General features: G+C 75.0%; 21 protein-coding genes and 2 pseudogenes. 15 read left to right on the top strand and 8 right to left on the bottom strand.

The genetic code is table 11. The annotated features are described in order from the left end of the window. Positions 1-67 precede the first annotated feature (67 nt). On the bottom strand, positions 68-1,963 hold the full coding sequence (locus AB0O29_RS25365; protein ID WP_365155249.1) for a BTAD domain-containing putative transcriptional regulator: 1,896 nt from the start codon (positions 1,961-1,963) through the stop codon (positions 68-70). A 285-nt stretch (positions 1,964-2,248) separates the two neighbouring features. Beyond that, the gene (locus AB0O29_RS25370; RefSeq protein ID WP_365155252.1) at positions 2,249-3,304 is read right to left on the bottom strand and encodes an NAD-dependent epimerase/dehydratase family protein; all 1,056 of its coding nucleotides are present in this window, start codon (positions 3,302-3,304) and stop codon (positions 2,249-2,251) included. Between the two features lie 222 nt (positions 3,305-3,526). Here AB0O29_RS25370 and AB0O29_RS25375 point away from each other — a divergent pair, with 222 nt between their 5' ends. The 5 genes from AB0O29_RS25375 (at position 3,527) to AB0O29_RS25395 (ending at position 8,787) form a co-directional block, all read left to right on the top strand. Next, on the top strand, positions 3,527-4,717 hold the full coding sequence (locus tag AB0O29_RS25375) for a nucleotide disphospho-sugar-binding domain-containing protein (protein ID WP_365155254.1): 1,191 nt from the start codon (positions 3,527-3,529) through the stop codon (positions 4,715-4,717). A gap of 156 nt (positions 4,718-4,873) precedes the next feature. Next, complete coding sequence (locus AB0O29_RS25380; RefSeq protein WP_365155257.1) at positions 4,874-6,070, top strand: nucleotide disphospho-sugar-binding domain-containing protein; 1,197 nt, start codon at positions 4,874-4,876, stop codon at positions 6,068-6,070. A 53-nt stretch (positions 6,071-6,123) separates the two neighbouring features. Next, complete coding sequence (locus tag AB0O29_RS25385) at positions 6,124-6,957, top strand: class I SAM-dependent methyltransferase (RefSeq protein WP_365155259.1); 834 nt, start codon at positions 6,124-6,126, stop codon at positions 6,955-6,957. 13 nt (positions 6,958-6,970) lie between these two features. Then, entirely contained in the window at positions 6,971-7,912 is a 942-nt protein-coding gene (locus AB0O29_RS25390; protein WP_365155262.1) for an ABC transporter ATP-binding protein, read from the top strand. Then, complete coding sequence (locus AB0O29_RS25395; RefSeq protein WP_365155265.1) at positions 7,909-8,787, top strand: ABC transporter permease; 879 nt, start codon at positions 7,909-7,911, stop codon at positions 8,785-8,787. The genes AB0O29_RS25390 and AB0O29_RS25395 overlap by 4 nt, the downstream gene beginning before the upstream one ends. A 51-nt stretch (positions 8,788-8,838) precedes the next feature. On the opposite strand, the gene AB0O29_RS25400 is transcribed toward AB0O29_RS25395, so the two are convergent. From AB0O29_RS25400 to AB0O29_RS25410, 3 genes are all read right to left on the bottom strand, one after another. After that, positions 8,839-10,128, bottom strand: a complete 1,290-nt coding sequence (locus AB0O29_RS25400; protein WP_365155268.1) for an ATP-grasp domain-containing protein — start codon at positions 10,126-10,128, stop codon at positions 8,839-8,841. A gap of 107 nt (positions 10,129-10,235) precedes the next feature. Continuing rightward, positions 10,236-11,381, bottom strand: coding sequence for a nucleotide disphospho-sugar-binding domain-containing protein (locus AB0O29_RS25405; RefSeq protein WP_365155271.1), 1,146 nt, complete (start codon positions 11,379-11,381; stop codon positions 10,236-10,238). A gap of 83 nt (positions 11,382-11,464) precedes the next feature. Then, complete coding sequence (locus tag AB0O29_RS25410; protein ID WP_365155274.1) at positions 11,465-11,656, bottom strand: hypothetical protein; 192 nt, start codon at positions 11,654-11,656, stop codon at positions 11,465-11,467. Positions 11,657-11,845: 189 nt separating this feature from the next. Between AB0O29_RS25410 and AB0O29_RS25415 the strand changes: the two genes are divergently transcribed. The 6 genes from AB0O29_RS25415 (at position 11,846) to AB0O29_RS25440 (ending at position 18,116) form a co-directional block, all read left to right on the top strand. Continuing rightward, positions 11,846-13,054, top strand: coding sequence for a nucleotide disphospho-sugar-binding domain-containing protein (locus tag AB0O29_RS25415; RefSeq protein WP_365155277.1), 1,209 nt, complete (start codon positions 11,846-11,848; stop codon positions 13,052-13,054). A gap of 5 nt (positions 13,055-13,059) precedes the next feature. Further along, positions 13,060-14,271, top strand: coding sequence for a nucleotide disphospho-sugar-binding domain-containing protein (locus AB0O29_RS25420; RefSeq protein ID WP_365155280.1), 1,212 nt, complete (start codon positions 13,060-13,062; stop codon positions 14,269-14,271). Between the two features lie 9 nt (positions 14,272-14,280). Next, positions 14,281-15,438 carry a glycosyltransferase gene (locus AB0O29_RS25425; protein ID WP_365155283.1) on the top strand — a complete coding sequence of 386 codons (1,158 nt, stop codon included), beginning with the start codon at positions 14,281-14,283 and terminating at the stop codon, positions 15,436-15,438. Beyond that, positions 15,438-16,658 (top strand): nucleotide disphospho-sugar-binding domain-containing protein, encoded by a 1,221-nt coding sequence (locus AB0O29_RS25430; protein WP_365155299.1) that lies wholly within the window; start codon positions 15,438-15,440, stop codon positions 16,656-16,658. The genes AB0O29_RS25425 and AB0O29_RS25430 overlap by 1 nt, the downstream gene beginning before the upstream one ends. After that, on the top strand, positions 16,658-17,902 hold the full coding sequence (locus tag AB0O29_RS25435) for a nucleotide disphospho-sugar-binding domain-containing protein (protein WP_365155302.1): 1,245 nt from the start codon (positions 16,658-16,660) through the stop codon (positions 17,900-17,902). Before AB0O29_RS25430 ends, AB0O29_RS25435 begins: the two co-directional genes overlap by 1 nt. Positions 17,903-17,981: 79 nt before the next feature. Beyond that, positions 17,982-18,116: a DUF6059 family protein gene (locus tag AB0O29_RS25440; protein ID WP_365155305.1), complete on the top strand. Its 135-nt coding sequence runs from the start codon at positions 17,982-17,984 to the stop codon at positions 18,114-18,116. Positions 18,117-18,456: 340 nt separating this feature from the next. Here the strand turns inward: AB0O29_RS25440 and AB0O29_RS25445 are convergent. Then, a pseudogene (locus AB0O29_RS25445) lies at positions 18,457-20,013 on the bottom strand (MarR family transcriptional regulator); the annotation flags it as partial. Between the two features lie 788 nt (positions 20,014-20,801). Here AB0O29_RS25445 and AB0O29_RS25450 point away from each other — a divergent pair. From AB0O29_RS25450 to AB0O29_RS25460, 3 genes are all read left to right on the top strand, one after another. Continuing rightward, positions 20,802-21,248, top strand: a complete 447-nt coding sequence (locus AB0O29_RS25450; protein ID WP_365155286.1) for an XRE family transcriptional regulator — start codon at positions 20,802-20,804, stop codon at positions 21,246-21,248. Positions 21,249-21,343: 95 nt separating this feature from the next. Then, entirely contained in the window at positions 21,344-21,892 is a 549-nt protein-coding gene (locus tag AB0O29_RS25455; protein ID WP_365155288.1) for a hypothetical protein, read from the top strand. After that, positions 21,889-23,088 (top strand): MAB_1171c family putative transporter, encoded by a 1,200-nt coding sequence (locus AB0O29_RS25460; RefSeq protein ID WP_365155291.1) that lies wholly within the window; start codon positions 21,889-21,891, stop codon positions 23,086-23,088. Before AB0O29_RS25455 ends, AB0O29_RS25460 begins: the two co-directional genes overlap by 4 nt. Before the next feature lie 27 nt (positions 23,089-23,115). Here AB0O29_RS25460 and AB0O29_RS25465 read toward each other — a convergent pair whose 3' ends face one another. Further along, a complete protein-coding gene (locus AB0O29_RS25465; RefSeq protein WP_365155294.1) occupies positions 23,116-24,348 on the bottom strand; it encodes an acetylhydrolase in 1,233 nt (410 codons plus the stop codon). 169 nt (positions 24,349-24,517) lie between these two features. Continuing rightward, positions 24,518-24,608: pseudogene (locus AB0O29_RS25470) on the bottom strand. A 158-nt stretch (positions 24,609-24,766) separates the two neighbouring features. Here AB0O29_RS25470 and AB0O29_RS25475 point away from each other — a divergent pair. Beyond that, entirely contained in the window at positions 24,767-25,378 is a 612-nt protein-coding gene (locus tag AB0O29_RS25475) for an ATP-dependent endonuclease (protein ID WP_365155297.1), read from the top strand. The last annotated feature ends 110 nt before the right edge of the window (positions 25,379-25,488 follow it).

The following is a 25,488-nucleotide window of genomic DNA, read 5'->3' on the forward strand; positions in this document are numbered from 1 at the left end:
GCTGATCGAATCCTCCAGGCAGAGGACCATCGAGACTGGCCGGGGGTGACCCCGGCCCCTTCACGCTCTAGGCGACGTTGCGCGTGTACAGGGCGGCCGCCGCCGTGGGATGCGCCGTGACGTTCGAGCGGCGGACCGGCAGGATGTGGGGCGGCCGGCGCACGGTGCGGGGGCGGGCGGGGGCGAGGACGGCGCGCAGCAGGGGGTGGAGTACGTACTGGAGCCCGTCGGGCTCCCGCCGGGGCGCCGCGTGCAGCAGATGGGCGGCGGCGAGGCGGTCGAGGGTGTCCTCGCAGGCCCGTGCGTCCACGCCGAGGACCTCGGCGGCCCGGGCGGTGTCGAAGCGCTCGACCCCGGCGCGGCCGAGGGCGATCAGCGCGCCGCGGTCGTACGGGGAGAGGTCGTCGAAGCCGGCGTGCAGATAGCCGCGCAGGTCGAGGTCGGCCTCCTGGAGCTCGGCGAGGAGTCCGCCGTGGTCGGCGGCGCGCAGCGCGAGTTTGCGTACGGGCCAGTGCCGGTTGACGGCGAGGCGTTCGCCGAGGGCACGCAGGGCGATGGGCAGGCCGCCGCAGCGTTCGACGAGGTCGGCGACGGCCGGTCGCTCCTGGAGCGCGGCGGGGCCGCCGATGACGCCGGCCAGCAGCGCGATGCCGTCCTCGGTGCGCAGCGGCTCGACGACCAGGTCGTGGGAGCCGGGCAGCGAGCCGGTCAGGCGCCGGCCGGTGATCAGGACCGTCCAGTGGGGGCCGCCGGGCAGCAGCGGGCGGATCTGGTCGGCGGTGCGGGCGTCGTCGATGAAGAGGAGGCCGGTCATCCGCGACACCCGGGTGCGGAACATGCGGGCCAGCTCGTCCTGGGCGGAGGGCAGTTCCTCGGGGGCCGCGCCCAGGTCGCGCAGGAAGCCGCGCAGGACCTCGGCGGTGGCGACGGGCCGGCCGGCGCCGGCGCCGAGGTGCGCGTAGAGCTGGGCGTCGGGGAAGCGGGCGCGGGCGGCGTGGGCCGCGTGCAGGGCCAGGGCGGTCTTGCCGACCCCGGGCATTCCGGTGACGGTGAGCACCCGGGGGCTGGCGCCGTCGGGGGTGAGGAACCGGTCGAGTTCGGCGAGTTCGTCCTCCCGGCCGCGGAAGTCGGCGAGGTCGGCGGGGAGCTGGGCGGGCGCCACCGGGGCGCTGCGGGTGACGACGGCGGTCTTGGGCGCGGTGTCGAAGCGCAGCCACGGGGCGTCGCCGAGCACCGCCTGGTAGAGCTGGCGGAGGTTGGGCGAGGGGTCGATGCCGAGCTCGTCGGCGAGGCCGCGGCGGACCTCGTGGTAGACCTCCAGGGCCTGGGAGCGCCGTTCGCAGCGGTAGAGGGCGACGATGAGCTTGGCGTAGAGGCCCTCGTGCCAGGGGTGCTTGGTGACGAGGCCGCGCAGTTCGCCGACGAGTTCGTGGTGGCGGCCGATCTGCAGGTCGGCTTCGGCCTGCATGACCAGGGCGCGCAGTCCGGCCTCGTTCAGGCGTGCGGCGTGGGCCTCGAGCAGCGGTCCGCGGTGGACGTCGCAGAGGACCTTGCCGCTCCACAGGCCGTTGGCCTGGTGCAGCAGCTCGGAGGCCTGCTGGGCGTTTCCGGCGGCGAGTTCCTTCTTCCCGGACTCGACGAGCCGGTCGAAGCGGTGGACGTCGATGTCGTCGGCCGCGATGTTGGCCACGTAGCCCAGCGGCTTGGTGACCAGCATGTCGTTGCTCTCGCCGAGGGCCTCGGCGAGGACCCGGCGCAGTTGGTAGACGTAGGTCTGGAGCGTGGTGACGGCGCTGGCCGGCGGATCGGACGGCCAGATCTCCTCGATCAGCGAGCTGATCGGCACCAGTCCGCCGCGGTGCATGGCCAGCAGGGCCAGCACGCTGCGCTGCTTGGGCGCCGTCGGTGTGAGGATGCGCCCTTCGTGTGAGACCTCGAAGGTCCCCAGTGCGCGAAAGTACATGTCTTACCCCCGGTGATACAGCTGTGTGGGGTCCCGCGTTTCCCCGGCGGGACCCGACTCGAATGCGAGCTCTCCCGCTCTCGCGTTCCTCCCCGGAAACCGGCGCGCCGGTCGGCCGACCGGGGAGGTGATCCTCCAGTCGAGCACGCGTTTCCGTACAGAAATGCTAGAGACGAAGTCGATGTACTGTCAATCGACAAACGCCCCTTATCAGCAAGAATCGGGCCGCCAGGAAGATCTTTTACTCTTCCGTGGCGGCCCGGGAAACGGAACAACTCCCGCTGTTTACAAGGGGAAACGAGTTTCGGGCAGCGCTTCGCGGACGAAGGCGCCGATCCCCTCCTCGAAGGGCACCGTCGGCCGCCAGCCCAGCTCGGCCCGGAGCCGGTCGGGCGAGGCCACGATGTGCCGCACGTCGTCGAAGCGGTAGCGGCCGCTGACGCGGGGCTCGGGCAGCGAACCCAGGCGCGACATCAGCCGGGCCAGCTCCCCCACGCTGCGCGGAGTGCCGCTGGCCACGTTGTAGGCCCGGAAGCCCGGCCCCTCGCGGCGCAGCGCCGCCGTGTTGGCCGCCGCGACGTCGTCCACATGGACGAAGTCGCGCATCATGGCGCCGTCCTCGTAGAGGTCGATGGGGACCCCGTCGCGCACGTGCGACTGGAAGGTGCAGGTCACACCGGAGTAGCCGGAGTCCTGCCGCATCCCCGGCCCGTAGACGTGGTGGTAGCGCAGGGCGGTGGCCGTCGCGCCGGTCTCGGCCGCCCAGGCCGCCGCCAGGTGCTCCTGGGCGAGCTTGGTCGCGCCGTAGACGTTGCGCGGGTCGAGGCGGCCGTCCTCGTCCACGGTCTCCGGGGTGAGGGCGGCGGCGCAGCGCGGGCAGCGCGGCGCGAAGCGCCCGGCGTCGAGGTCGGCGCGGGCACGGGGACCGGGCGACACGGCGCCGTGCTCGGCGCAGCGCCACTGCCCCTCCCCGTAGACGATCACCGAACTGGCCATCGCCAGACGGCCGATGCCCAGGCTCTGCATCTCCTTCAGCAGCACCGCGGTGCCCAGGTCGTTGCACCCCGCGTAGAGCGGCGCGTCCGCGAAGTCGTTGCCGCGGCCCACCGCCGCCGCCTGGTGGCAGACGGCGTCGACACCGCGCAGGGCGGCCCGGACGTCGGCCTCCTCGCGCACGTCGCCGCGGACGTTCTCGGCCCCGTCGGGCCAGGGCACCGGCCGGTCCGCGTACACATGGGGCAGCGCGGCGTCGAGCACTCTCACCCGGTGCCCCTGCGCGACCAGCGCGGCGACCACATGGCGGCCGATGAAACCGGCGCCTCCGGTGACGAGCACGTGCATGACGATCCTCCGTAGCCATCGGGCCTCTGTCCGGCCCCAGTCTTCGGCGACCCGTTCGAGCCCGGTTCGACGATGGTTCGACCCGGACTCCAGCGCACCGCGCGGCACGGCCGCGACCTGCGCCTTCGAGTGGGTCAGGGCTCGAACCCGAATTCAACGGGCGCGGCCACAGTGACCCCACCCGCAGCCGTCGCCCGACGGCCGGAACCCGCAAGGAGACCCATGGCCCGCCCCGCGCCCGAAGACGCCCGCGCGCCCCGACGCGTCCTGTTCGTCAGCTGGGGCTGGCGCACCCATCTGTACCCGATGGCCCCGTGGGCCTGGGCGCTGCGCGCCGCCGGGCACGAGGTGGCGGTGGCCTGCCAGCCGTCGCTGGTCCCGGCGGCGACGGCGCTCGGGCTGCCCGCGGTCGCCGTGGGGCCCGAGGTCGACGTGCTCCCCGATTTCCGGCGGCTGGTCATCGGCGCGGAACCCGGTGCGCGCCCGGGGGCGGAGCCCGCCCCCGGCCGGGTGCCGCGGGCGCTGACGCTGTTCGCCCGCCTGGCCGACCTGATGGCCGACGACCTCGTCCGCTACGCCCGGACCTGGCGGCCGGACCTGGTGGTCTTCGATCCGACGGCGCTGGCCGGGCCCCTGGTCGCGGCCGCCCTGGGCGTCCCGTCGGCCCGGTGCCTGTACGGACCGGACCTGATGTACGGGATGCGGCACCTGTTGCCTGAGCTGCTGGAGCCCACCTGCCGGCGCCTGGGCATCGGCGGGGTGAACCCGATGGGCGACGTCACCCTGGACCCCAACCCCTCCTGTCTGGCGCTGCCCACGGATCCCGCGCGCCTGGCCACGCGCTACGTGCCCTACAACGGGCCGGAGTCCGCGCAGCCGGTGCTGGGGGAATCGCCGCGCCGCCGGGTGTGCGTGACCTGGGGGCACACCATGTCCGCGCTGGACGAGCGGCACTTCCTGACCGGCGAGGTGGCCAGGACCGCGGCCGAGCTGGACGTCGACGTCCTCGCCCTGGTCTCAGGCGCGCAGTTCCCGCTGCTGGGCCGCACCCCGCGCAACGTGCAGGTGCTCGTGGACACCCCGCTGCACCAGGTGCTGCCGCACTGCGACCTGCTGGTCTCCCAGAGCGGCGCGGGCTCGGTGCTGACGGGGCTCGCCTCCGGGATCCCGCAGGTGGGCGTCGGGCAGCTGCCCGACCACCTGGCCATCGCCCGGCAGCTGGCGGCCGGCGGCGCCGGCAAGGCCCTCTCCGGGCCCGAGGCCACGCCGGAGGCCGTGCTGTCGGCCGTCTTCGACGTGCTGGAACGGCCGTCCTTCACCGACCGGGCCCGCGAGGCACGGCGGGAGAACACCGCGCGCCCCGCGCCGGCCGATCTGGTCGGGGCGCTGCTGGCCACCGCCCGGCCGGCCTGATCCGGCCGATCCATCCTCCAACTGCTCCCCAAGCGCCGGTGGGACGTTGGGGCCTCCTCCGTTGGAGCCCCTCCGTCATCGAGGCCGCCCTCCTCCGTCGAGGCCCCCGCTCCCCCGCTCCGCCGCGCCGCGGCGGGTGAAAGGACGTAGAAACGCATGCGCGTGCTGTTCACCGCGTGGGCCTGGCCCCCGCACTACTATCCGCTGGTCCCGCTGGCCTGGGCGATGCGCAACGCCGGCCACGAGATCCGGGTGGCGGGTCCGCCCGCCCTCGCCGACGCCATCACCCACTCCGGCCAGCCGGCCGTGGAGGTCGGCCGGGACGCCGACTTCAGCGAGATGACGCGCGGCACGATGAACATCGACCGCGACGCCCCCGCCACCCCGGAGCTGTGGCGCGAGCTGCGCAAGCCCAAGGGCGAGCGGGCGCTGAAGATGTTCGCGTCGATCGCCGAGACCATGGTCGACGGCCTGGTGGACTTCGCCCGCGGCTGGCAGCCCGACCTCGTCGTGCACAGCCCCACCAGCTACGCCGGGGCGATCGCGGCGGCGGCCGTCGGGGTGCCCAACGTACGGGTGCTGATGGCGCCCGACATCGCCTACCGCGGCCGGCACGCCGAGCCCGCCCTGCTCGCGGACATGTGCGCGCGCTTCGGGGTCACCGACGTGAACCCGCTGGGCGCGCTCACCGTCGACCCGTGCCCGCCGCGCATCCAGATCCCCTCCGAGTACCCGCGCCAGCTGATGCGCTACGTCCCGTACAACGGGCCGGCGGAGATGCCGCACTGGCTGCTGGAGCCGCCCACGCGCAAGCGCGTGTGCATCACCTGGGGCACGACCCTGGCCGCGGTCAACCCGAACCTGGTGCTGGCCGGGCGCATGCTGGAGGCGGTGGCCGGCCTGGACGCCGAGGTCATCGTGACGGTGGCGCCCAGCCACCGCGAGTTCCTCGGCCCCGTGCCGGAGAACGTGCGCGTCGTCGAGGGCCTGTCGCTGCACCTGCTGCTGCCCACCTGCGACCTGATGATCCACCAGGGCGGCAACGGCACCACCATGACCGCCATGGCGAGCGGGGTGCCGCAGCTGATCGTCCCGCAGTTCCCTGACCAGGCGTTCGTCGCCGAGCGCATGGCGGCCGCGGGCGCGGCGGACGTCCTGCTGCCCGAGGAGGCCGACGCCGCCACCGTCCGGGCGCGCGTGACCGACCTCCTGGAGAACCCGCGCTGGGCCCGTGACGCCGACCGCCTGCGCGCCGAGGCCGAGGCCCTGCCCGCCCCCACCGACATCGTCCCGGTGCTCGAGGAACTCGCCCGCACCGGCCGCGCCCGGCCCGTCGAGGCCCCGTCCGCCTGACGGCGCCCGACCGCCCCTGATACCCGCCGACCAGCGAAAGAGAGCAGAGACGCATGCTGGCACGCAAGGAACTTCCGCAGGAGTTCGCCGACTGGAACAAGAAGTGGGGCGCGCCCTACGGGCACCGCTCGGCGCGGCTGATCGAGGAGGGCGGCCGCCCCCGGCAGCTGCCCGCCGAGGCCGTGAAGGACCCGGGCCACCCCGACAACGGGCCGTTCGCCTTCCAGTACGCGAGCGGCACCCGGGTGCACGAGTACCCGTGGATGTTCGCCGCCGCCGGCCTGGAGCCGGGGATGCGGGTGCTGGACGTCGGCAGCGGGCTCAGCGGCCTGCAGTTCGTGGCCGCGAAGGCCGGGTGCGAGGTGGTCAACGTCGACCCGTCCGCGCGCGACGACTACAACGTGTGGACCGATCCCGGCTACCTCCCGCTCAGCCCCGAGCTGCACCGGCAGATCAACGAGACCTTCGGCACCGACGTCCGGCTGATCGCCGACCGGCTCCAGGACGCGGACCTGGAGCCGGAGAGCTTCGACCGCGTGCTGTGCCTGTCGGTCCTGGAGCACCTCGACGCGGCCGAGGCCAAGGAGGTGATCGAGACGGGTGCGCGCCTGCTGCGCCCGGGCGGTCTGATGGTGCTGACCGTCGACCTGTTCCTGGACCTGAAGCCCTTCGGCGTCCTGGACCACAACATGTGGGGCGTCAACCAGGACATCGGCGCCGCGATCGCCGACAGCGGCCTGGTCCTGGAGAGCGGCGACCCGCGCGAGCTGCTGGGCCTGCCCGAGTTCGACCTCGACCACGTGGTCGCCGAGCTGCCCGGGCTGCTGATCTCCCCGTACTACCCGGTGACGAGCCAGTCGCTGACGCTGCGCAAGCCGCGGGCGTGAGGTGGGCGGGCCAGTGATCGCGGCCGAGGGGCTGCGCAAGACGTACCGGACCGAGCGGGGTGAACGCGAGGCGGTCCGGTCGGTCACCCTGGAGGTCGCCCCCGGCGAGTTCTTCGGACTGCTCGGCCCCAACGGGGCCGGGAAGTCGACGACCATCGGGATGCTCACCACCCTCGTGCTGCCCACCGGGGGCAGCGCGCGGGTGGCCGGGTTCGACGTGGTGCGCCAGGCCCGGGAGGTGCGCCGCCGCATCAGCCTCGTGCACCAGTCCAACGCCGTGGACCGGGACCTGACGGTGCGGGAGAACCTCGAATTCCGCGGCCGGTACTGGGGCGTGGGCCGCCGGGCGGCCCGGCTGCGGGCCGATGAGCTGCTGGAGCAGTTCGGGCTCGGCGACCACCGCGACGCGCTGTTCTACCAGCTCTCCGGCGGGCAGCTGCGGCGCATGGTGATCGCCAGGGCCCTGGTGCACAGCCCGGAGGTGCTGTTCCTGGACGAGCCGACCGTGGGCATCGACGCCCACAGCCGCGTCCGCCTGTGGGAGGTGCTGCGCGAGCTGCACGGCCGGGGCCAGACCATCGTGCTGACCACGCACAACCTGGACGAGGCCGAGCGGTTGTGCCGGCGCGCGGCGATCGTCGACGAGGGACGGGTCCTGGCCTGCGACACCGTGGACGCCCTGGTCGCCCGGGCGGGCGGCGAGGTCACGGTGCGCGCCACCTTCGACGGACCCGTCGACCCGGCGGCGCACCCCTCGGTCCGCCGGCGCCCGGGGGACCGGGCGCGGGCGCGGGGCGCGACCGTCGAGGTGGTGACCGCGGAGCCCGAGGGGCTGCTCGGCGAGCTCATCGCCGCCGGCTCCGCGGCCGGCCGGAGGCTGCTGGACGTGACCACGTCGAGGCCGGGCCTGGAGAGCGCCTTCCTCGCCCTGGCAGGAAGGACGTACCGCGCATGAGCGCTTCCCCGACCCTCCCGGCCCGCCCGGCCCGCCCGGCGCCGGCCGCGCACGCGCCGGCCGGGCCCGTCCCGCCGGTGCGCGCCGGCCGGGTCTTCGCCGCCTTCGTGGCGCGGGACCTGCGGGTGGTCTTCCGCAAGCAGCCGGTCTCCTTCCTGACCCGGGTGCTGGTGGAGCCGTTGACCCGGATCTTCGTCTTCTCCTACGTCCTGCCGGCCGTCTCGGCGGCGGGGCAGCGGTCCGGCGGCCCGGCGGTCAGCACGGTGCTCGCTCCGGGGATGCTGGCGACCACCATCCTGTTCGCCGGCATTCTGGGCGTGTCGATGCCGATGATCACCGAGCTGACGTACCCGAAGACGATCCAGGACCGCCTGCTCACCCCCGTGCCCCTCTGGTCCGTGGGAGCGGCCCGGCTGGTCAGCGGCACGGTCCAGGCCCTGGTGTCGGTGCTGCTGGTGCTGCCCGTCGTGATGTTCGTGCACGCCCCGGGCCAGGCGCCCGACATCGGCCTGTCGCACTGGCCGCTGCTGCTGGCGGTCGTGCTCTCCGGCGCGGTGCTGGCGTCCGCGATCGGGCTGTGGCTGGGCACCGCCGTCCAGCCGTCCCAGGTCAACGTGCTGTTCGGCCTGGTGATGATGCCCATGATGATGCTCGGCTGCGTCTACTACCCGTGGGCCTCGCTGGAGGCGCTCCCCTGGCTGCGGGACCTGGTGCTGCTCAACCCGGTGGTCTACGTGAGCGAGGGGCTGCGCGCGGCCCTGAGCCCGGCGGCGGCGCACCTGAGCCTGTGGGCGGTGCTGCCGGTCCTCGTCGCGGGCTCCGGCCTGGTCTCCCTCCTGGGCCTGCGGGCCTTCCGGCGCGCGGCGCTGGACTGACGGCGCACCGCGAAGACGGCGGGGCCGGTCCCTCGACCGGCCCCGCCGTCGTCATGCCGCGGGCCCGTCGTCCCCGAAGCGGTACGAGATCTCGACGCGCTCGGCGACCCGGTCGGCCAGGTCCAGCAGGGAGGGCAGGTCGGGTGCCCGCGCGCAGAGCAGGTAGGCGATGCTCCCGGCGGGGCGCATCGGGTCCGGGCGCTGCCCGGCGGCCAGCAGCGGGACGAGCCACAGCACGCCCTCCAGGCGCGCCGCCTCCCGGATCCCGCGGACCGCTGTCACCTCGCGGGCGTCCGCCGGCGCGTACGCGCGCAGCACCATGGAGGCGCCGTCCAGGTGCTGCGGCAACAGCGGCCGCTCGCCGAGGGCCACCCTGGCCGCGTCGGTGAGGTAGTCGTACCCGAACGGGCGCAGCGCCAGGGGCAGGGCGAAGCCGAAGCGGCCGTTGACCTCGATCACCCGGGGGCCGGCCGCCGACAGCTTCACCTCGACGTGCACCGCCCCGTGGTGGGCGCCCACCGCGCGGACGGCCCGCTCGGCCGTGTCGACCACTTCGGCGTGCAGGGCGGGGGGCAGGGCCGAGGGCACGACGTGTCCGGCGTCACGGAAGGGCGGCGCCTTCGGCGGCTTCGCCCCGACCACCACGTGGTGGAACTCCCCCTCGAACATCAGGAACTCGACGGAGAACATGTCGTCCAGCCGGGGGTCCGCGGGGTGCGGACGGTCTCCGCCGAGGTACTCCTCCAGCTGGAAGACGGGCGGCTCGCCCGGCTGCGGCGGGTCCTCGGCGTAGGCGCGCCGTCCTTCGCGCAGGCAGTGCTCCAGTTCTGCGGGGGTGGCGACGGCGAAGGTGGTCGTGCTGCCCATGCCGCGCACCGGCTTGAGCACGGCCGGCAGGGGTACGGTGCGCAGCGCCCCGGGGATGTCCTCCGGGCCGTGCAGGACGGCCCAGGCGGGGGTGGGTATGCCGGCCGCCCGCAGCCGCTCGCGCTGTACGTCCTTGCGCAGCAGGGCGGGGACGGCGCTCGTCGGGTGGTGGGGCAGTCCGAGCGCCCCGGCCACCTCGGCGGCCTCGGCGAGCACCAGTTCACTGCTGGCCAGGACCCCGTCGACCCGGTGGCCGGCGGCGAACTCCAGTGCGGCGGGCACGAGTTCCGCGGACTCGGTCACCTCGATCACCGGGCCGAGCCGCGCCAGCCGCTCCAGCTCTCCGGGTCCGCCCGTCGTGCGCGGGCCCAGCACGACTAAGGCGATGTCCACCCCCAGCGTCTGCGCCATCCGCTCGGCCTCGTCCGGTCCGAGCGGTGAGACGGCGTGCAGTACGAGCAGCCTCTTCTTCATTGCCTGTTCACCTCCGTGTCATGCCCTCGCGGGCAAACACCAGGCTGCGTTCCGCTTATGGGGATGCCGTCGAGCACCGCTGAGGACTCCGGCCGGCGGCCGTCCGTTCAGGCCGCGGCGGGTCCGCCGGGGCGGGTGAGGGTGCGGACCACCTCCGCCGGACCGGGCAGCCGGCGGCTCTCCTCGCTCAGGGCGCGGGCGGAGGCGCGGTAGGAGGGGGTGGAGAGGATGCGCAGCGCGGCCGTGCGGATCGTCTCGGCGGTGGCGTCGGCGAGGTCCAGGCGCTCGCCCGCGCCCGCGCCCGCGACCAGGGAGGAGATGAGCTTCTGGTCGGGCAGCTGGGGGATCATCAGCTGTGGGGTGCCGCAGGAGACGGCGGTCAGCGCGGTGCTGGGGCCGGCCTGCGAGACCAGCAGGTCGCAGTGGGGCAGCAGCGCGTGCAGCGGCATCCGTTCGACCACGCGTACGTTGCCGCCGGCTCCGGCGAGGCGGTGGAGGTCGCTGCCGGCCACGGTGGCGACCACCTCGACGGGCAGGTCCGCGACGGCGGCGACGATGCGGTCCAGGACGAAGGCGTAGTGGGCCAGGTGCGAGCTGGTGGTGCCGTAGGTGACGCAGATCCGCGGCCGCCGCGGGGCCCGGGCGGACCAGGCGGGCAGCGAGGCGGAGCCGTTGAAGGGGACGTACCGCATGGGCAGCCGCTCGAACGCGCCGGGGACCTGAAGGCTGGGCGGGCAGTGGTCGACGGTGGCGGCCCCCGTGGTGTCCAGCGCGTCGAGGCCGAGGCGTTCGGCGAGCGGGGCGAGCGCCGCCGGCTCGAAGGACCGTACGTACGAGAGGATGTCGACGCCCCAGAGGTGGCGGACCGCCGGGACGCCCAGCAGGCGGGCGACCATCGGCGCGGCGTAGGTGCTCTCCTCGAACACCACCAGGTCCGGCCGCCGGCGCTCCATGACCTCCCGCAGCGGGCCGGCCATGACCCCGGCGATCGCCGCGTAGCCGGAGACGGTCCGGGAGGTGCGCCCGTCGCCGCGTACCGCGGGGTCCACGGCCAGCAACGCGTCGACGACGGGCTTCAGTTCACGGTCGTCGCCGACCGCGATGCCGGGCAGGCCCGAGGCGCGGACGGTCGGCATCAGCGAGGGCTGGCTGGCGACGCACACCTCGTGGCCGGCCGCGCGGAACGCCCACGCCAGGGTCACCAGCGGCTGGTAGTGCGTGGGCCAGGCCCAGGTGGTGAACAGCACGCGCATACGGTCCCGCCTTCCTCGCCCCAGGGCTCAGGGCGTCCCCGGCACGGTGGCAGGCGGCGATCCAGACCGTGACGAGGATGGAGTCAGCGGCCGCGCCGCAGGCGGACGGTGGCCCTCGTACCCACCCAGACCGTGAGGACGACGATGGCGACCGCGATGCCCGAGAGGGCCGCGGGGGACACGGCCTTCGTCAGGTAGAGGGCGATCCAGACCATGGACAGGGGAAAGGCCGATCCGATCCACGCGGCCAGCGGGAAACGCTTCTCTGAGGACATGGGTGCATTCCTTAGTTTCTGTGAACAGGCCTTCTGAGCTGCCTGTTCGTCATCCTGCGGGAACCGTGTGGCCCGTACAACCGGGTGACGGCCCCTCCTCAACGGATCTGGACGTATTTTCCAGACCCTTGTCCCAGCCTTGGTAATCCCAATGAAGTGAGCACCGAAACAGCGGAGGTTCGAGACAGCGTGCGCGTCGTATTGGCTTCCTGGGCCTGGCCCTCGCACTTGCTCCCGCTGATGCCCCTGGCCTGGGCCTTCCGCGCGGCGGGACACGAGGTCCTGGTGGCCACCCAACCCCCGCTGGCCGGCGCGGTGACCGCCGCCGGGCTGCCCGTGGCCGCCGTGGGCTCGGCGATGGACCACACCCGGCTGCTGGGCAGCGCCATGCGGCCGCTGCACCCGGACGTGACCCCGGCGCCCGCGCCCGCTCCGGCGGCGGCGCCGGGCAGGCGGCGCCGCCTGGGGCTGTCCGTGCGCGTCGCCGAGGACATGACCGACGACCTCGCGCGGCTGTGCGCCTCGTGGAGGCCCTCGCTGGTGCTGCACGAGCCCACGACCTACGCGGCCCCGCTCGCCGCCGCCTCCCTGGGCATCGCCCACGCGCCGGTGCTGTGGGGGGTGAACTTCCACGACGCGGCCCGCGCCCATGAGGCCGAGGCCTTCGCGGAGCTGAGCGCCCGGCTGGGCGTCGACGGGTTCGACTCGCGCGGCCTCGTCACCGTCGACCCGTGCCCGCCGTCGCTCCAGGTCCCCTCGGCGCATCCGCGGCTGGGGCTGCGGCACGTCCCCTACAACGGCCCGGCCGTGGTGCCGCCCTGGCTGCGCCGGCCCCCGGGCCGCCGCGACCGCCCCCGTATCTGCCTGACCTGGGGCGTGTCCCCGCACTGGGCCAACGAGGACGAGCACGCGCGCGCGGTGGGGCAGCAGCACCGGCTGATCTCGGCCCTGGCGGAACTCGACGTGGACATCGTCGTGGCGACGCCCTCGCGGGAGGCGGTCGACGAGACCCGGCTGCCCGCCGGCGTCCGCGTGGTGGAGCGGCTTCCGCTGCACCTGCTGCTGCCGGGCTGCGATCTGATGATCGCCCGGGGCGGCGCCGGATCGATGATGACGGCGCTCGCCGCCGGCGTGCCGCAGCTGTGCGTGCCGCAGTACGTCTCCGATCTGATGCCCGCCGAGCGGCTCGCCGCCACCGGGGCCGCGCTGTCGCTGGGCGACACGCCCACCGACCCCGCGGCCGTGCGCGACGCGGCCGCGCTGATGCTCGGCACGCCCTCGTTCGGCGCGGCCGCGGCGCGGCTGCGGGCCGAGGCGGAGGGCCAGCCCCCGGCCGCCGCCGTGGTGCGGCGGCTCACCGCCATGGTGAGCGGCTCCGACCGGCCGATGGGCGGATGAGGGCGATGCGCATCCTGTTCACCGCGTGGGGCTGGAACACCTGCTACTACCCGCTGGTGCCGCTGGCCTGGTCGGCGCGGGCCGCCGGGCACGAGGTGGTCGTGGCCACGCAGCCCGGCCTGGCCGCCACGGTGCAGCGCTCGGGGCTGCCCGTCGCCGCCGTCGGCACGGACGTCGACGCCGGCGCGATGATGGGCGGCTTCCTGCGGCGGCTCACCGACCGGGGCAGCCGCAACCCCCCGGGCTGGGAGGAGATGCGGCGCTTCGGGGTCCGCAACTGCTGGCTGAACGTGGCGGTGTGCGGGGCGATGGCCGAGGGCCTGTGGGAGTTCGCCTCCCGCTGGCGGCCCGACGTCATCGTCCACGAGGCCACCACCTACGCCGGCCCGCTGGTCGCCGCCCGACTGGGCGTGCCCGCCGTACGGCACACCTGGGGCATCGACTACGCCTACCTGCTGCGCGAGTTCGAGGAAGAGGCCCTGGCCCCCTTCCGCGAGGCCTGGGACCTCGGCCCCGTCGAGACCCTCGGCGCGCTGACCGTCGACCCCTGCCCGCCGAGCCTCCAGCTCCCCGAGAGCCCGGCCGTCCCCGCCCCCGTACACCGGCTGCCCATGCGCTACGTGCCGTACAACGGCCCGGGGCGCCCGCCCCGGTGGCTGCTGGAGCCGGCGCGCGGGCCCCGGGTCTGCGTGACCTGGGGCATGTCCTCGGGCCGCTTCGACCCCGGCCAGGTCGTCATCGACCAGGTCATCCGCGCCGTGGCCGGACTCGGCGTGGAGGTGGTGGCCGCCGTCGCCCCCGCCGACCGCGACCTGCTGGGCCCCCTGCCGTCCAACGTCCGCGTCTGCGAGGACATCCCCCTGCACACGCTGCTGCCGACCTGCGACGCCCTCATCTCCCAGGGCGGCCTCGGCACCCTCATGACGGCCCTCGCCGCCGGGGTCCCGCAGGTCGTCGTCCCCCAGACCACCGACCGCCTCGTCAACGCCGAGCGGCTCACGCGCAGCGGCGCGGGGCTGCACCTGCTGCCCGACGACGCCACACCGGCCGGCCTGCGCGCCGCCCTGAACCGCCTCCTCACCGAACCCGCCTTCCGTGCCGCCGCCCGCCGTCTGAAAGCCGAGCACGACGCGCTCGCCACCCCGGGCGACGTCGTCGGCGCGCTCGAACGGCTGGTCCCCGGCCCGACGCCCCCGGCTCCGAGCCGGCCGATCTGAAAGAGCCCGATGCGCACGCTGTTCGTCTGCTGGGCCTGGCCCTCCCACCTGTACCCCATGGTCCCGCTGGCCGGAGCGGCGCGAGCGGCCGGGCACGAGGTGCTGGTGGCCTGCCCGCCCTCGCTCGTCCCCACCGCCCTGCGCACCGGTCTGCCGGCGGTCGCCGTGGGCCGGGACGTCGAACTGGGCCCCACCGTCCAGCGCGTGATCGACCGCGCCAGGTCCGGCGACCGCGCGCGCCGGCCGCGGCCGCCGGGGCAGAAGCCCCCGACCCCGCTCGACTTCTTCGCCACCACCGCCGAGGCGATGGCCGACGGCCTGATGGAGGTCTGCCGCCGGTGGCAGCCGGACCTGATCGTGCACGACGCCACCACCTACGCCGCCCCGGCCGTGGGAGCGGCGCTGGGCATCCCCACGGCCCGGTACCTGTGGGGCGTCGACTTCACCCACCGGTTCCGGGAGTTCGAACCGGAGGCCTTCGCCGCCCTGCACCGCCGCCTCGGGGTGGAGGGCCTCGCCCTGAGCGGTGACACGCCCACCCTCGACCCCTGCCCGCCCGGGCTCCAGGTGCCGGTGCACTACCGCCCCCACCGGCTGCGCCACCTCCCGTACAACGGCGCGGGCCGTCCCGCGCCCGACCTTCCGGCCCGCTCCCGGCGGCCCCGGCTGTGCGTCACCTGGGGCACCACGAGCAGCAGCCTCGAAGGCGAGGACCCCGTCCTCACCGAGGTGCTGCGCGCCGCCGCGGACCTGGACGCGGACGTGGTGTTCGCGACCACGGGCCGGGACTCCGTCCCCGCGGCGCTCCCCCCGCACTGGCACACCGCCGTCATGCGGCCGCTGCACCTGCTGCTGCCGCACTGCGACGCGGTCGTCAGCCCCGGCGGCTCGGGCACCGTCATGACCGCGGTGACGGCCGGGCTGCCGCAGGTGTGCGTCCCGATCCTCCCCGACCAGGAGGCCACCGCCGAACGGCTCGTGGCCACCGGCGCCGGGCTGCGGGTCGGGGTGCGCGAGGCCGGACGGGAACCCCTGCACGAGGCCCTGCGGGCCGTGCTCCACGACCCCGGCCACGCGGCCGCGGCGCGCGGGCTGCGCGAGGAGGCGCTCGCGCAGCCGACGCCGGTGGAGACGGTGCGGGTCCTGGAAGAACTGGCGGGCGCGTGATGCGGGTCCTGCTGACCTCCTGGTCGTGGCCGACGCACTACTACTGGCTGATGCCCATGGCCTGGGCGTGCCGGGCCGCCGGGCACGAGGTGCTCGTCGCCGTGCCGCCCGCCGGGGTGGCGGGCGCGTCCCGGGCCGGGCTGCCGGTGGTGGCCGTCGGCTCCGACTTCGACGAACTGCCCGTCATCGCCAAGTACTACTGGTCCTCGCCGATCGCCGAGATCTCCGCGCGCGGCGGCGAGGTGGACTGGGAGCGGATGCGGGCGGCGGGCGAACAACCGCTGTCGGTCTACGCCCTGCTCTCCTCCTTCATGCAGGACGACCTGCTGGCGCTGACCCGCGCCTGGCGGCCCGACGTCATGGTGTACGACGCGGTGAACTACGCCGCGCCGCTGGTCGCCGCCGCCTGCGGGGTCCCCGCCGTCCGGCAGATCTGGGGCGTGGACTTCAGCTCGCAGCTGGCCCCCTTCGCCCCGGAGGCGCTGGCCCGCCACCGCGCACGGCTGGGGCTGGGCGAGGACGAGGGGGACGTCCTGGGCGCGCTCACGCTGGACCCCTGCCCGCCGAGCATGCAGCTCGACGACGGGATCCGCCGGCTGCCCGTGCGCCATCCCCCGTACAACGGACCGGGCCGGGCCCCGAGCTGGCTGCTGGAGCGGCCGCGCAGGCCGCGCGTGTGCGTGACCTGGGGGACGGTCTCCCATCTGTTCGGCGACCGCCTCTTCCCGCTCGCGGGGGTGCTGCGCGCGCTGTCCGGGCTCGACGTCGAGGTGGTCGCGGCGGTGTCCCCGCGCGACCGGGCCGAACTGGGCCCGGTGCCGGCCAACACCCGGGTGGTGGAGAACCTGCCGCTGCACCTGTTCCTGTCCGGCTGCGACCTGGTCGTCTCGCACGGCGGCGGAGGGGTGGTGGGGGCCGCGATCGACGCCGGGGTACCGCAGTTGACCGTGCCCCGCACCAGCGAGCAGGTCCTGATCTGCCGCTCCCTCGCCGGCACCGGTGCCGGCGAGATGATCGCCCTCGACGACGCCTCTCCCGCCCTCCTGCGCGAGCAGGTGGTGCGGCTGCTCGGCTCGGCCGCGCACAAGGACGCGGCCCGCGCGCTGATGCGGGAGGCGCGGGCCCAGCGCCCGCTGAGCCGGACGGTCGCCGACCTGGAGGCGCTGGCCGCCGCCCGGGCGGCCGGCGGGGGGACACGGGGAGGCGCACCGTGCGCGTGATGTTCGCCCTGTGGAACTGGCCCACGCACTACTACCCGCTGGTGCCGCTGGCCTGGTCGGCGCGGGCCGCCGGGCACGAGGTGGTCGTGGCCACGCAGCCCGGCCTGGCCGCCACGGTGCAGCGCTCGGGGCTGCCCGTCGCCGCCGTCGGCACGGACGTCGACGTACCCGCCCTGATGGGCCGCTACGTCCGGCGCGCCGCCCGCGGGGGCGGCCTCAACCCGGCGGGCTGGGAGGAGATGCGGCGCTTCGGGGCGCGGAACTGCTGGCTGAACGTGGCGGTGTGCGGGGCGATGGCGGAGGGCCTGTGGGAGTTCGCCTCCCGCTGGCGGCCCGACGTGATCGTCCACGAGCCCACCACCTACGCGGGGCCGCTGGTCGCGGCCCGTCTGGGGGTGCCCGCCGTACGGCACACCTGGGGCATCGACTTCGCCTACCTGCTGCGCGAGTTCGACGAGGAGGCCCTGGCCCCGTTCCGCGAGGCCTGGGGCCTCGGCCCCGTCGAGACCCTCGGCGCGCTGACCGTCGACCCCTGCCCGCCGAGCCTCCAGCTCCCCGACGGCGGCGCGGTGCCGGTGCCGGCCCGTCGGCTGCCCATGCGCTACGTCCCCTACAACGGCCCGGCCCGGGTGCCCGGCTGGCTGCTGGAGCCGCGGCGCAGGCCCCGGGTCTGCGTGACCTGGGGCATGTCCTCCGGCCGTTTCGACCCCGGCCAGGTCGTCATCGACCAGGCCGTACGGGCCGTGGCGGGCCTCGGTGTGGAGGTGGTGGCCGCCGTCGCCCCCGCCGACCGCGACCTGCTGGGCCCGGTGCCGCCGCACGTCCGCGTGGTCGAGGGGGTGCCGCTGCACGCCCTGCTGCCGACCTGCGACGCCCTGGTCTCCCAGGGCGGGCTCGGCACGGTCATGACGGCCGTCGCCGCCGGGATCCCGCAGCTCCTCGTCCCCCAGACCACCGACCGGCTGCTCAACGCCGAGCGGCTCACCGCCACCGGGGCGGGCCTGCGCCTGCTGCCCGAAGACAACACCTCCCGGTCCCTGCGGGACCACGTCAACGCCCTGCTCACCGATCCCGCCCACACCGCCGCCGCCCGGCGCCTGAAAGCCGAACAGGACGCGCTGCCCGACGGCAACGCGATGGTGCGGCTGCTGCCCGGAGCACTGCGGGAGGCCCCGTACAGGAGTACTCGTATGCCCATGCAAGCCGGCCGTCCCGCCCAGGTCCCCGGGGGTGCCCGTGCCTAGGTCCCTCCACTCCTTCCTGCGGGTGCTCAGCACGGGTCTGCTGGTCCTGGGCTCCTTCTACTACGCCCCGATCGGCCTGATGTTCGAGGAGGCGGAGGAGGAGTCGGACCGGCTTCAGGGGCCGCCTCCGGGACATCCGGAGCGGCTGGTTCCGCACGTGGGGATGGACTCCGTCGAGCGGGCCCTGTGGGGGCAGTTGAGCTCCCTGGGGTGAGCCCGCGCCCCGCCCGGGGGCGTTCTCCACTTGTGTCAGACCCGGCCGTCGGCAGGGCGGCCAGTCCCAGCCGGACCTCCTCCTCGGAGCGGACCCGGGCGTGGTCGGGCCGTCCGTCGGGCAGGCGGGGGTACCGGTGCCGGGGCTCTCCGACGGCCTTGTCCCGCCGGGGAGCCCGCAGCCACCGGCGCTCCTCCAGCCAGCGCCGGTACACGGCGGCGTCCCGCGCGGCCCGGGCCGCCCGCCGCGCGCCCCTGCCGTGGCAGGAGGAGGCCCGCGCCGCCCGCGCCAGGGCGCCGGGCCCCGGCACCCTGGCCCAGCGGCCGCGCCCGTCCCGCTCGACGAGCCCGCAGGCGGCCAGCCGGCGCAGGTGCCGGCGCACGGTCGCGGGGACGTAGCCGGTGCGCCGCGCGAGCCGGCCGCTGGTGCAGGCCCCGCTCCGCAGCTGGGCGTACGTACGGAAACAGTGGTGGCCTAGCTCCGACCACAGGTCGCTGGCCGCTTCGCGCTGGAGGCCGCGCAGGACCCGCTTGAGGGCGGTGCCCGGCGCGGGCGGGTGCGGACCGGGCCGCGGGGGGACGGCGCAGGTGTGGTGCGGCCGCCCGGTGCAGCGGTGTCCGGTGGCCAGCGCCAGGGTGCGGGCGTGCTGCCGGCGCCCCGGGGCGGCGGGCGCCTCCTCCCGCAGCCAGCCGTCGTCGATGAGCCGGTGGATGGCCGCGTTGGCGGTCTGGTGGGAGTAGCCGGACAACTGCCCGGCCCGGCGCACGTCGAGGTCGACGCGCGGGGTCCCGGCGGTCACCGCGAGCAGCGCCCAGGAGCGCAGGACGGCGAGGTCGGCGGGGCCCGAGGGGCGCGACCAGCGCTGCGGTCCGGCCTCCTCGACGCGGTCCAGGAGGTCGGCGACGGCGGCGGCCGCCTCCTTGCGGGCGGGCGTGTCGGCGCCGGGTGCCGGGGCGGGCAGGCGGGCGGCGCGGTGGACGGCGTGCAGCCACTGCCGTTCGAGGAGCCCGGCGGTGGCGTCGGCGGTGCGGGGGTGCCTGACGCCGCCGGTCCCGCGCTCGGTGCGCAGGGCCTCCAGGCCGGGCGTGTCCTGCGGGGAGCGCAGGAGCGCGGCCACGTCGGCGTGCCGGTAACCGGCCACGGCCAGCCCCAGCAGCACGCTGAAGCAGACGGCGGAGTGGTCGTCCCCGGGCGTGAGGGGCGTGCGCAGCCGCAGCCAGGTCCCGGCCGCCGGCGTGCGCCGGTCTCCGCGCAGGTGGGGCATGCCGTCGGCGTCGGCGCACACCGTGCGCGGCGCCCCGGCCGCCGGGCCCTGCCGGACGCTGGGCGGCAGGGCGGACGCGGGGGTCCCGGGGGTTTCGGGTCGGCGGGCGCCGGCGGGGCGGGTCCGCTCCCCGGGGCGGGCGGCGGGCCGGCGGGGTGTGCGGTGCCCGCCCGGGGCGCCGGCGAGCGCCTCGAGGTGGTCGGCGAACTCGTGGAAGGCGGCCACCGGGGAGCCGGTGCCCAGCAGGCCGATCGCCTCCTCGACGCCGTGTTCGGCCAACTCGGCGTGCCCGCCGAGGCGGTGGACGGATCCCGGTACGCGCATGCCGCCGGTCGCGGGGTTGGTCCAGGGGGTGACGTCGACGGTGCGCAGCACCCCGCGGTCCCGCAACGCCCGGGCGAGCGCGGTGAACCGCTCCACGAGGGCCGGGGGCAGCGGCTCCTCGGCGGCGAGCCACACATGGCGGCCGCCGCCCGGCCCGGAGCGGACGGGCACCGCCCAGATCCCGGCGAACGCGGCGATCCGGGCCACGGTCAGCGCGTCGGACCGGGCGGCGCCGGCTCCGTACCGGGAGGCGTCCAGGTCCCAGGGCAGCAGCCGCTGTCCGCCGCCTCGACCGGCCGTCAGATGCATCAGGGCCGGGCGGTCCGGGGCGGCGTGGGCGAGCGGGACGCGGCGGTCGTACCGGTTGCTCCAGCCGCCGTCGCGCGGCGAGCGCGCGGCGAGGCGGATGTACGGACGGGGCGAGAGGGCGCGCAGGAAGCGCGCCTGGATCGCGTACGGATCCGGGACCGTGGGACCCGGTACGCGCGCGGGCGTGCCGGGGACGGGCAGGATTGGTCCGCCATCGTTGGATATTGCTACGATGACACTGTCTCCACAGCTATGCGGGCATACGCCATCGCGCGGCTGGGTGTTGGACCCAGTCGCGGTGTGACGGTGCCGGTTGGAAGTGGCTTGGAGGAGCCGGAATGCTCAGCGGTCAGGTTGGTAGCCGGGGTGCTGGGATTCCTCGGAGGTCCGGGGGCGAAGGCGCGGCCGGTGGGCAAACCGGCGGTCTCTTCGCCCCTGCCTGTTGTGGCTCGACACGTGGTCAGTGGGCCACGGGCGGCTCCGGCGGACGCGGAACGGGGAGCGGGGCGGCGGCGTTGGCGCCCGGGCACCGGACGCCCGCACGGACTCCGGCCCGCCATACGGGCCCTGAGCGGACAAACGACCCGCTCACATGTTTCCATTGAGAAACAGACACCACTACCCCCCGGAACTGGTACCCCTTGGTCAGTGGGGCAAGTCCGATTGTAGGCACTGATCGTTTCTGCATGGAAACAGCCCGGCCCGTGAAGCATCTCACGAAGCAAGATCATTTCACGCCGCGCGGGGCGCGCCTCGACAGGACACCGGGCGAACCGAACGGAGCAGCAGTGACAGGAGACGGAGACGCCGTGGAGGGCAGCGCCACACGTTCGTCACTGGCCGACAAGATCGACCGCCTCATCAGGATCGTCACGCCCGAGGGCGGGCCCGCCCCTTCGTACAACGAGATCGCCCGCGCGATCGACGAGGCCGCCGGCGAGCGCGTCATCTCCCCGAGCTACATCTGGAAGCTGCACAAGGGCGAGGCCGACAACCCCCGGCTGAACCATCTCGAAGCCCTCGCGGGCTACTTCGCCGTCCCCACCGAGTACTTCTTCAACGACGCGGTCGCCGACCGCGTGGACGAGCAGCTGCGCCTCCTGCAGATCCTCAAGGGCGGCCCCATCCGCAGCCTGGCCCTGCGGGCCAACGACCTGTCCCCGGAGAGCCTGCGCATGCTCGGTGACATGATCAACCGGCTGCGCGACCTGGAACACCCAGACACAAAGCACTAATTAACCAAAAGACCTGCTTCTGCTTAGACTCCTCATTCCGGCTGAATAGGGCTCCCGCACCGAGCCCGGCCGATGTGAGTCTGGGGGACAGGGCCTTGCCCATCTGGAGCAGTACCGCGCGAAGACAACGCCAGCAGCTGCGCGCCCTGCGCGACACCTGCGAGACCCTTCTGGACTCCCTGCCGCTGCCGCGCGACGCCGACGTACCGACCTTCCTGGACAGCCTCGCCGAGCACCGGGGACGGCCCATCGTCGTCCAGCCCCTGCCCGGCGCGGGCGGTGTCGGCAGCCCCTGCGGAGTCTGGTTCGCCACCGAGAAGGCCGACTACATCTGCTACGAGCCCGACACCTCGGCCCTCCACCAGGACCAGATCATCTTCCACGAGTGCGGGCACATCCTCTTCGACCACCGCGTCGGCATCGACCTCTCGGAGGCCGAACGACTCCTCCCTGACCTCGGCCCGTCCCTGATCCGGCGCGCCCTGGCCCGTACCTCCTACAGCAACGACCAGGAGAAGGAGGCGGAGATGCTCGCCTCCCTCCTGTCCCTGCGCACCCCGCACCGGCCGCGCACCGACGACGAGGGCATGCTCGGCCGGCTCCACGACAGCCTGGGCCGCCCCCACCGCGGGGGCCACCGGTGATCGCGCTGGAGGAGCTCGTCGTCGCGGCCCTGTGGGCCGTCGTGCTGTGGCGCTACCCGTCCGTCCGGCAGGGCCGCAAGCCCCGCGCCCTGTGGTGCACCTTCTGCGCCCTGGCCACCGCCCTGACCCTGCGCCTGCCCAGGATCATCGCCACCGTCGAGGGGGGCACCGGGATATCCGACCTGACCGTGCTGCTCATGCACCTGTCGGGCATCGCGGCCATCGGGTTCCTGCTCACCTGGATCGCCGCGATGGTCTCCGGCGACCACACCCGCATCCTGACCCCGCGCATCAACCTCGGGCTCACCCTGACCGTCTCCACGGCGCTGACCGTCCTCTTCTTCAGCGCCGACCGCCCGCGGGGCCAGGACCCGTTCCTCGCCCACCAGTCCACGCCTCCGCTGGTGGCGGTCTACCTGTGGATCTGGTTCTGCTACCTCGGCATCGCCATGGCCCTGGCCTCCGCCCTGTTCCTGCACGCCTTCAGACGCTCCGCGCGCGGCCTGCTGCGCGCGGGCCTCGGCGTCATGTCCGCCGGCTGCGGCATCGGCGTCCTCTACACGGCCTTCCGGCTGCTCTTCCTCATCGAGCGGCACCGCAGCGGCGCCTTCACCTCGGACGCCTCCACCGAGGAGATCGCGGAGGCCATGCAGTTCACCGCCATCCTCACCATCCTGGTCGGCAGCACCCTGCCCGCCGGCGAGACCCTGTGGCGGCGCGTGCGCACCTACCGGCGGCTGCGCCGGCTGCGCCCGCTGTGGTGCGAACTCACCACCGCCGTCCCGCACGTGGTCCTCGGCGCGCCGCCCACCGCCGCCGACGACCTCCTCGCGGGCGACGACGCGCCGCTGCTGCTGCACCGGCGCGTCATCGAGATCCGCGACGCCGCCCTCGTCCTGCGCGCCCACGTCCCGCCCGGCCTGCACCAGCGCGCCCTGGCCGCCGCCGCGGAGGCCGGGCTCACCGGCCACGACCGGCAGGCCCTCGCCGCCGCCGTGGCGCTGCTCTGCGCCGCCCGGGCCGAACTCGGCGGCGCCGCACCGGCCGACGCCCCCGCCAAGGACTTCCTGCAGACGCCCGACGGCGAGACGGAGGCCTCCTGGCTGACCCGCATCGGCGCCGCCCACCGCTCCCCCGCGGCGCACGCCCTGGCCGACCGCCTCGCCGCCGCGCCCCCGCTGCCGGTCGGCGGCTGACCCGCCGCCGGGGGCGCCCGGGGCGGCTCAGGGCAGGAACGTCACCGCCGGGAAGTCCGGGGACGGGCCTGCGAGGAGGCGGCTTCGGACGTGGCGCAGGTGTTCGTCGAAGAAGGCGAGCGGGTACGCCTGCTGGATCCGGACCGCCTCGCCGGGGTCGAGGGTGCCGATCACGTCCCGGAGCTGCTGCTCGCTCCATCCGCGGTCCCGCGCCACCTGCGGGAACAGCGCCTCGTTGTCGCCGTAGGAGATGTGGACGGCGCCCTGGGCCTGGATGTCGAGCCGCCAGCCGCGCAGGTGGGACCAGAACGCGGCGGCCTCGGGGTCCGCGGCCCGGGTGAACCTGGCGGACATCATCATGAAGGGCCGGTGGAGGTCGCCGGTCAGGGGCGGGTTCATCTGCATCGGGCCGTCGAGGCTGAGCCCGGCCCGGATCCGCTCGTCGGCCAGCATGGCGCAGGCGGTGGCCGTCCCGCCCTTCGACCAGCCGAGCGCGCCGACGCGGCCCGGGTCGAGGGCGCCGGGCAGCCCGGCCGGCAGCTCCGCGCCGTCGGCGTCGGGGTTGCGTCCGGCGGCGAGCCGCTCCACGCAGTCGAGGACGAAGCGCAGGTCGGCGGCGAAGTCCCCGGGCAGCGTCGGCGCCGACGGGTCGTACAGCGGGACGGCGACCCTGCCGTCGGGGAACTGGGTGTACGTGTCGTACTGGTGGGCCACCGTCACGACCGCGTACCCGTGGCCGGCCAGCTGCTGGACCATGACGGTGTGGTCGCCCTCGTGGCTGTGCGCCCCGTGGGAGAACAGGACGACGGGCAGCCGCCGGCCGGTGCGCAGCACCGGGGCGCCCACGTGGCCGGCGGTGAGGGGCCCCCGCGGGGCCAGGTCGCCGAACCCGACGTCGGTGAGGAAGGCCTGGAGCGCGCCGGCGGGCATCCAGGGGGCCTGCGGGTACCGGTGGACGTCACGGGCGGGGTACCAGACGGTGGCCATCAGCTCGCGGAAGCGGCCCGGGCCCGCGAGGGCGTCCGGGCGCGACCGGTCGAGGAGGCGCAGGCGTACGGTGCCCACCGGATGCGGCCCGGTCGGCGCGGGCAGCGTGAGCCGCGCGGGGGCGGCCGGGGCCGGCTGGGCGGCCGGCCCGGCCGGGGCGGCCCAGGCGGGGCCGGTGGTGGCGAGTGGTACGGCGGCCCCGGCGGCCAGCGCGGCTCCCAGCATGCCGCGTCGCGTCATGCCCTTCCGGCTGATGAACGGCGTGGTGGTCAAGAGCCCTCCCCCGGTCCTCGACGTGCCGCACGGACGTTCCGCGGGCATGGGGGAACCCTGTCACCCGCCCCGCCCGCACGGCATCGGCCCACGGGATTAAGCCCCGGGGCCGATGCGTGGCGGTGCTGTGCACGTACGCACCGGGTCCGGTGGGTACGTGCCGTCGAGGCGGAGAGGGCAGGATTCGAACCTGCGTGGATCCCGATGGAACCCGAACGGCCGTTGGCCGGTCCCCGATCAACCGCTCCGGGCACCTCTCCCTCGTGACCGGGCCGGTCCGGGGGGCTGCCCCGGTCACTGGACTAAGAGTGCCCCGGCGGTGCTGACGCCGCGCTGACCGTGGCCGGGGAGGGGGCCCGGCGGGCGCCGGGCCGTAAAGGGTGTGCCGTGGGTGGCGGGAGTGGCGCAGAATCGCGGCATGGTGGACATGGGGGCGTTTCGGGACACGGTCAGCGGCTGGGCGGCCGGTGGGGACGGCCTCGGGGTCCGGGCGGCGGACCCGGGGGTGCGGGGTGTGGTGCTGGTGGAGGGGCCCAGTGATCTCGCCGCGCTGGAGGCGCTCGCGGTGCGGCTCGGGCGGGTGCCGGCGGCGGAGGGGGTCTGCGTCGTCTCCATGGGCGGGGCGATGAACGTCGGCCGTTACGCGGAGCTGCTGGGCCCGCCGGGGCTGGGGCTGCGGATCGCCGGGCTCTGCGACGAGCGGGAACGGCCCTTCTACGACCGGGCGCTGGACCGGGTCGGGGCGCGGGACGCGGAGGTCTTCGTCTGCGTGCGGGACCTGGAGGAGGAGATGATCCGGGCGCTGGGCGTGGCGAGGGTGGAGGAGATCGTCGAGGCCGAGGGCGACCTCGTACCGTGGCAGACCTTCACGCGCCAGCCCGCGCAGCGGGGCCGGGCGCGCGAGCAGCAGATGCGGCGGTTCCTCGGTACGAAGAAGGGTCGGAAGATCCGTTACGGGGAGCTGCTGGCGGGGGCCCTCGAACCCGGTTCCGTCCCCGCTCCCCTGGACGCCCTGCTGGGCTGGCTGTAGCCGGGGCGGTCAGTCCCAGGTCTGGAGGGGGCTGCCGTCACAGGGCTGCTGGACGGCTAGGGCCCCGTCACCCTGGCCCCGGATGCTCAGGCACTTCCCCGAGTTCGCGT

This window comes from Streptomyces sp. NPDC089915, from assembly GCF_040684675.1.
Classification (GTDB): domain Bacteria; phylum Actinomycetota; class Actinomycetes; order Streptomycetales; family Streptomycetaceae; genus Streptomyces.

What these genes read in the sequence shown, in the direction of transcription:
- AB0O29_RS25430 (WP_365155299.1), top strand. Translation starts at nt 15,438, where the DNA reads ATGCGGGTCCTGCTGACCTCCTGGTCGTGGCCGACGCACTACTACTGG.
- AB0O29_RS25395 (WP_365155265.1), top strand. Translation starts at nt 7,909, where the DNA reads ATGAGCGCTTCCCCGACCCTCCCGGCCCGCCCGGCCCGCCCGGCGCCG.
- AB0O29_RS25385 (WP_365155259.1), top strand. Translation starts at nt 6,124, where the DNA reads ATGCTGGCACGCAAGGAACTTCCGCAGGAGTTCGCCGACTGGAACAAG.
- AB0O29_RS25400 (WP_365155268.1), bottom strand. Translation starts at nt 10,128, where the DNA reads ATGAAGAAGAGGCTGCTCGTACTGCACGCCGTCTCACCGCTCGGACCG.
- AB0O29_RS25365 (WP_365155249.1), bottom strand. Translation starts at nt 1,963, where the DNA reads ATGTACTTTCGCGCACTGGGGACCTTCGAGGTCTCACACGAAGGGCGC.
- AB0O29_RS25440 (WP_365155305.1), top strand. Translation starts at nt 17,982, where the DNA reads ATGTTCGAGGAGGCGGAGGAGGAGTCGGACCGGCTTCAGGGGCCGCCT.
- AB0O29_RS25405 (WP_365155271.1), bottom strand. Translation starts at nt 11,381, where the DNA reads ATGCGCGTGCTGTTCACCACCTGGGCCTGGCCCACGCACTACCAGCCG.
- AB0O29_RS25370 (WP_365155252.1), bottom strand. Translation starts at nt 3,304, where the DNA reads ATGCACGTGCTCGTCACCGGAGGCGCCGGTTTCATCGGCCGCCATGTG.
- AB0O29_RS25420 (WP_365155280.1), top strand. Translation starts at nt 13,060, where the DNA reads ATGCGCATCCTGTTCACCGCGTGGGGCTGGAACACCTGCTACTACCCG.
- AB0O29_RS25375 (WP_365155254.1), top strand. Translation starts at nt 3,527, where the DNA reads ATGGCCCGCCCCGCGCCCGAAGACGCCCGCGCGCCCCGACGCGTCCTG.
- AB0O29_RS25410 (WP_365155274.1), bottom strand. Translation starts at nt 11,656, where the DNA reads ATGTCCTCAGAGAAGCGTTTCCCGCTGGCCGCGTGGATCGGATCGGCC.
- AB0O29_RS25425 (WP_365155283.1), top strand. Translation starts at nt 14,281, where the DNA reads ATGCGCACGCTGTTCGTCTGCTGGGCCTGGCCCTCCCACCTGTACCCC.
- AB0O29_RS25380 (WP_365155257.1), top strand. Translation starts at nt 4,874, where the DNA reads ATGCGCGTGCTGTTCACCGCGTGGGCCTGGCCCCCGCACTACTATCCG.
- AB0O29_RS25475 (WP_365155297.1), top strand. Translation starts at nt 24,767, where the DNA reads ATGGTGGACATGGGGGCGTTTCGGGACACGGTCAGCGGCTGGGCGGCC.
- AB0O29_RS25435 (WP_365155302.1), top strand. Translation starts at nt 16,658, where the DNA reads ATGTTCGCCCTGTGGAACTGGCCCACGCACTACTACCCGCTGGTGCCG.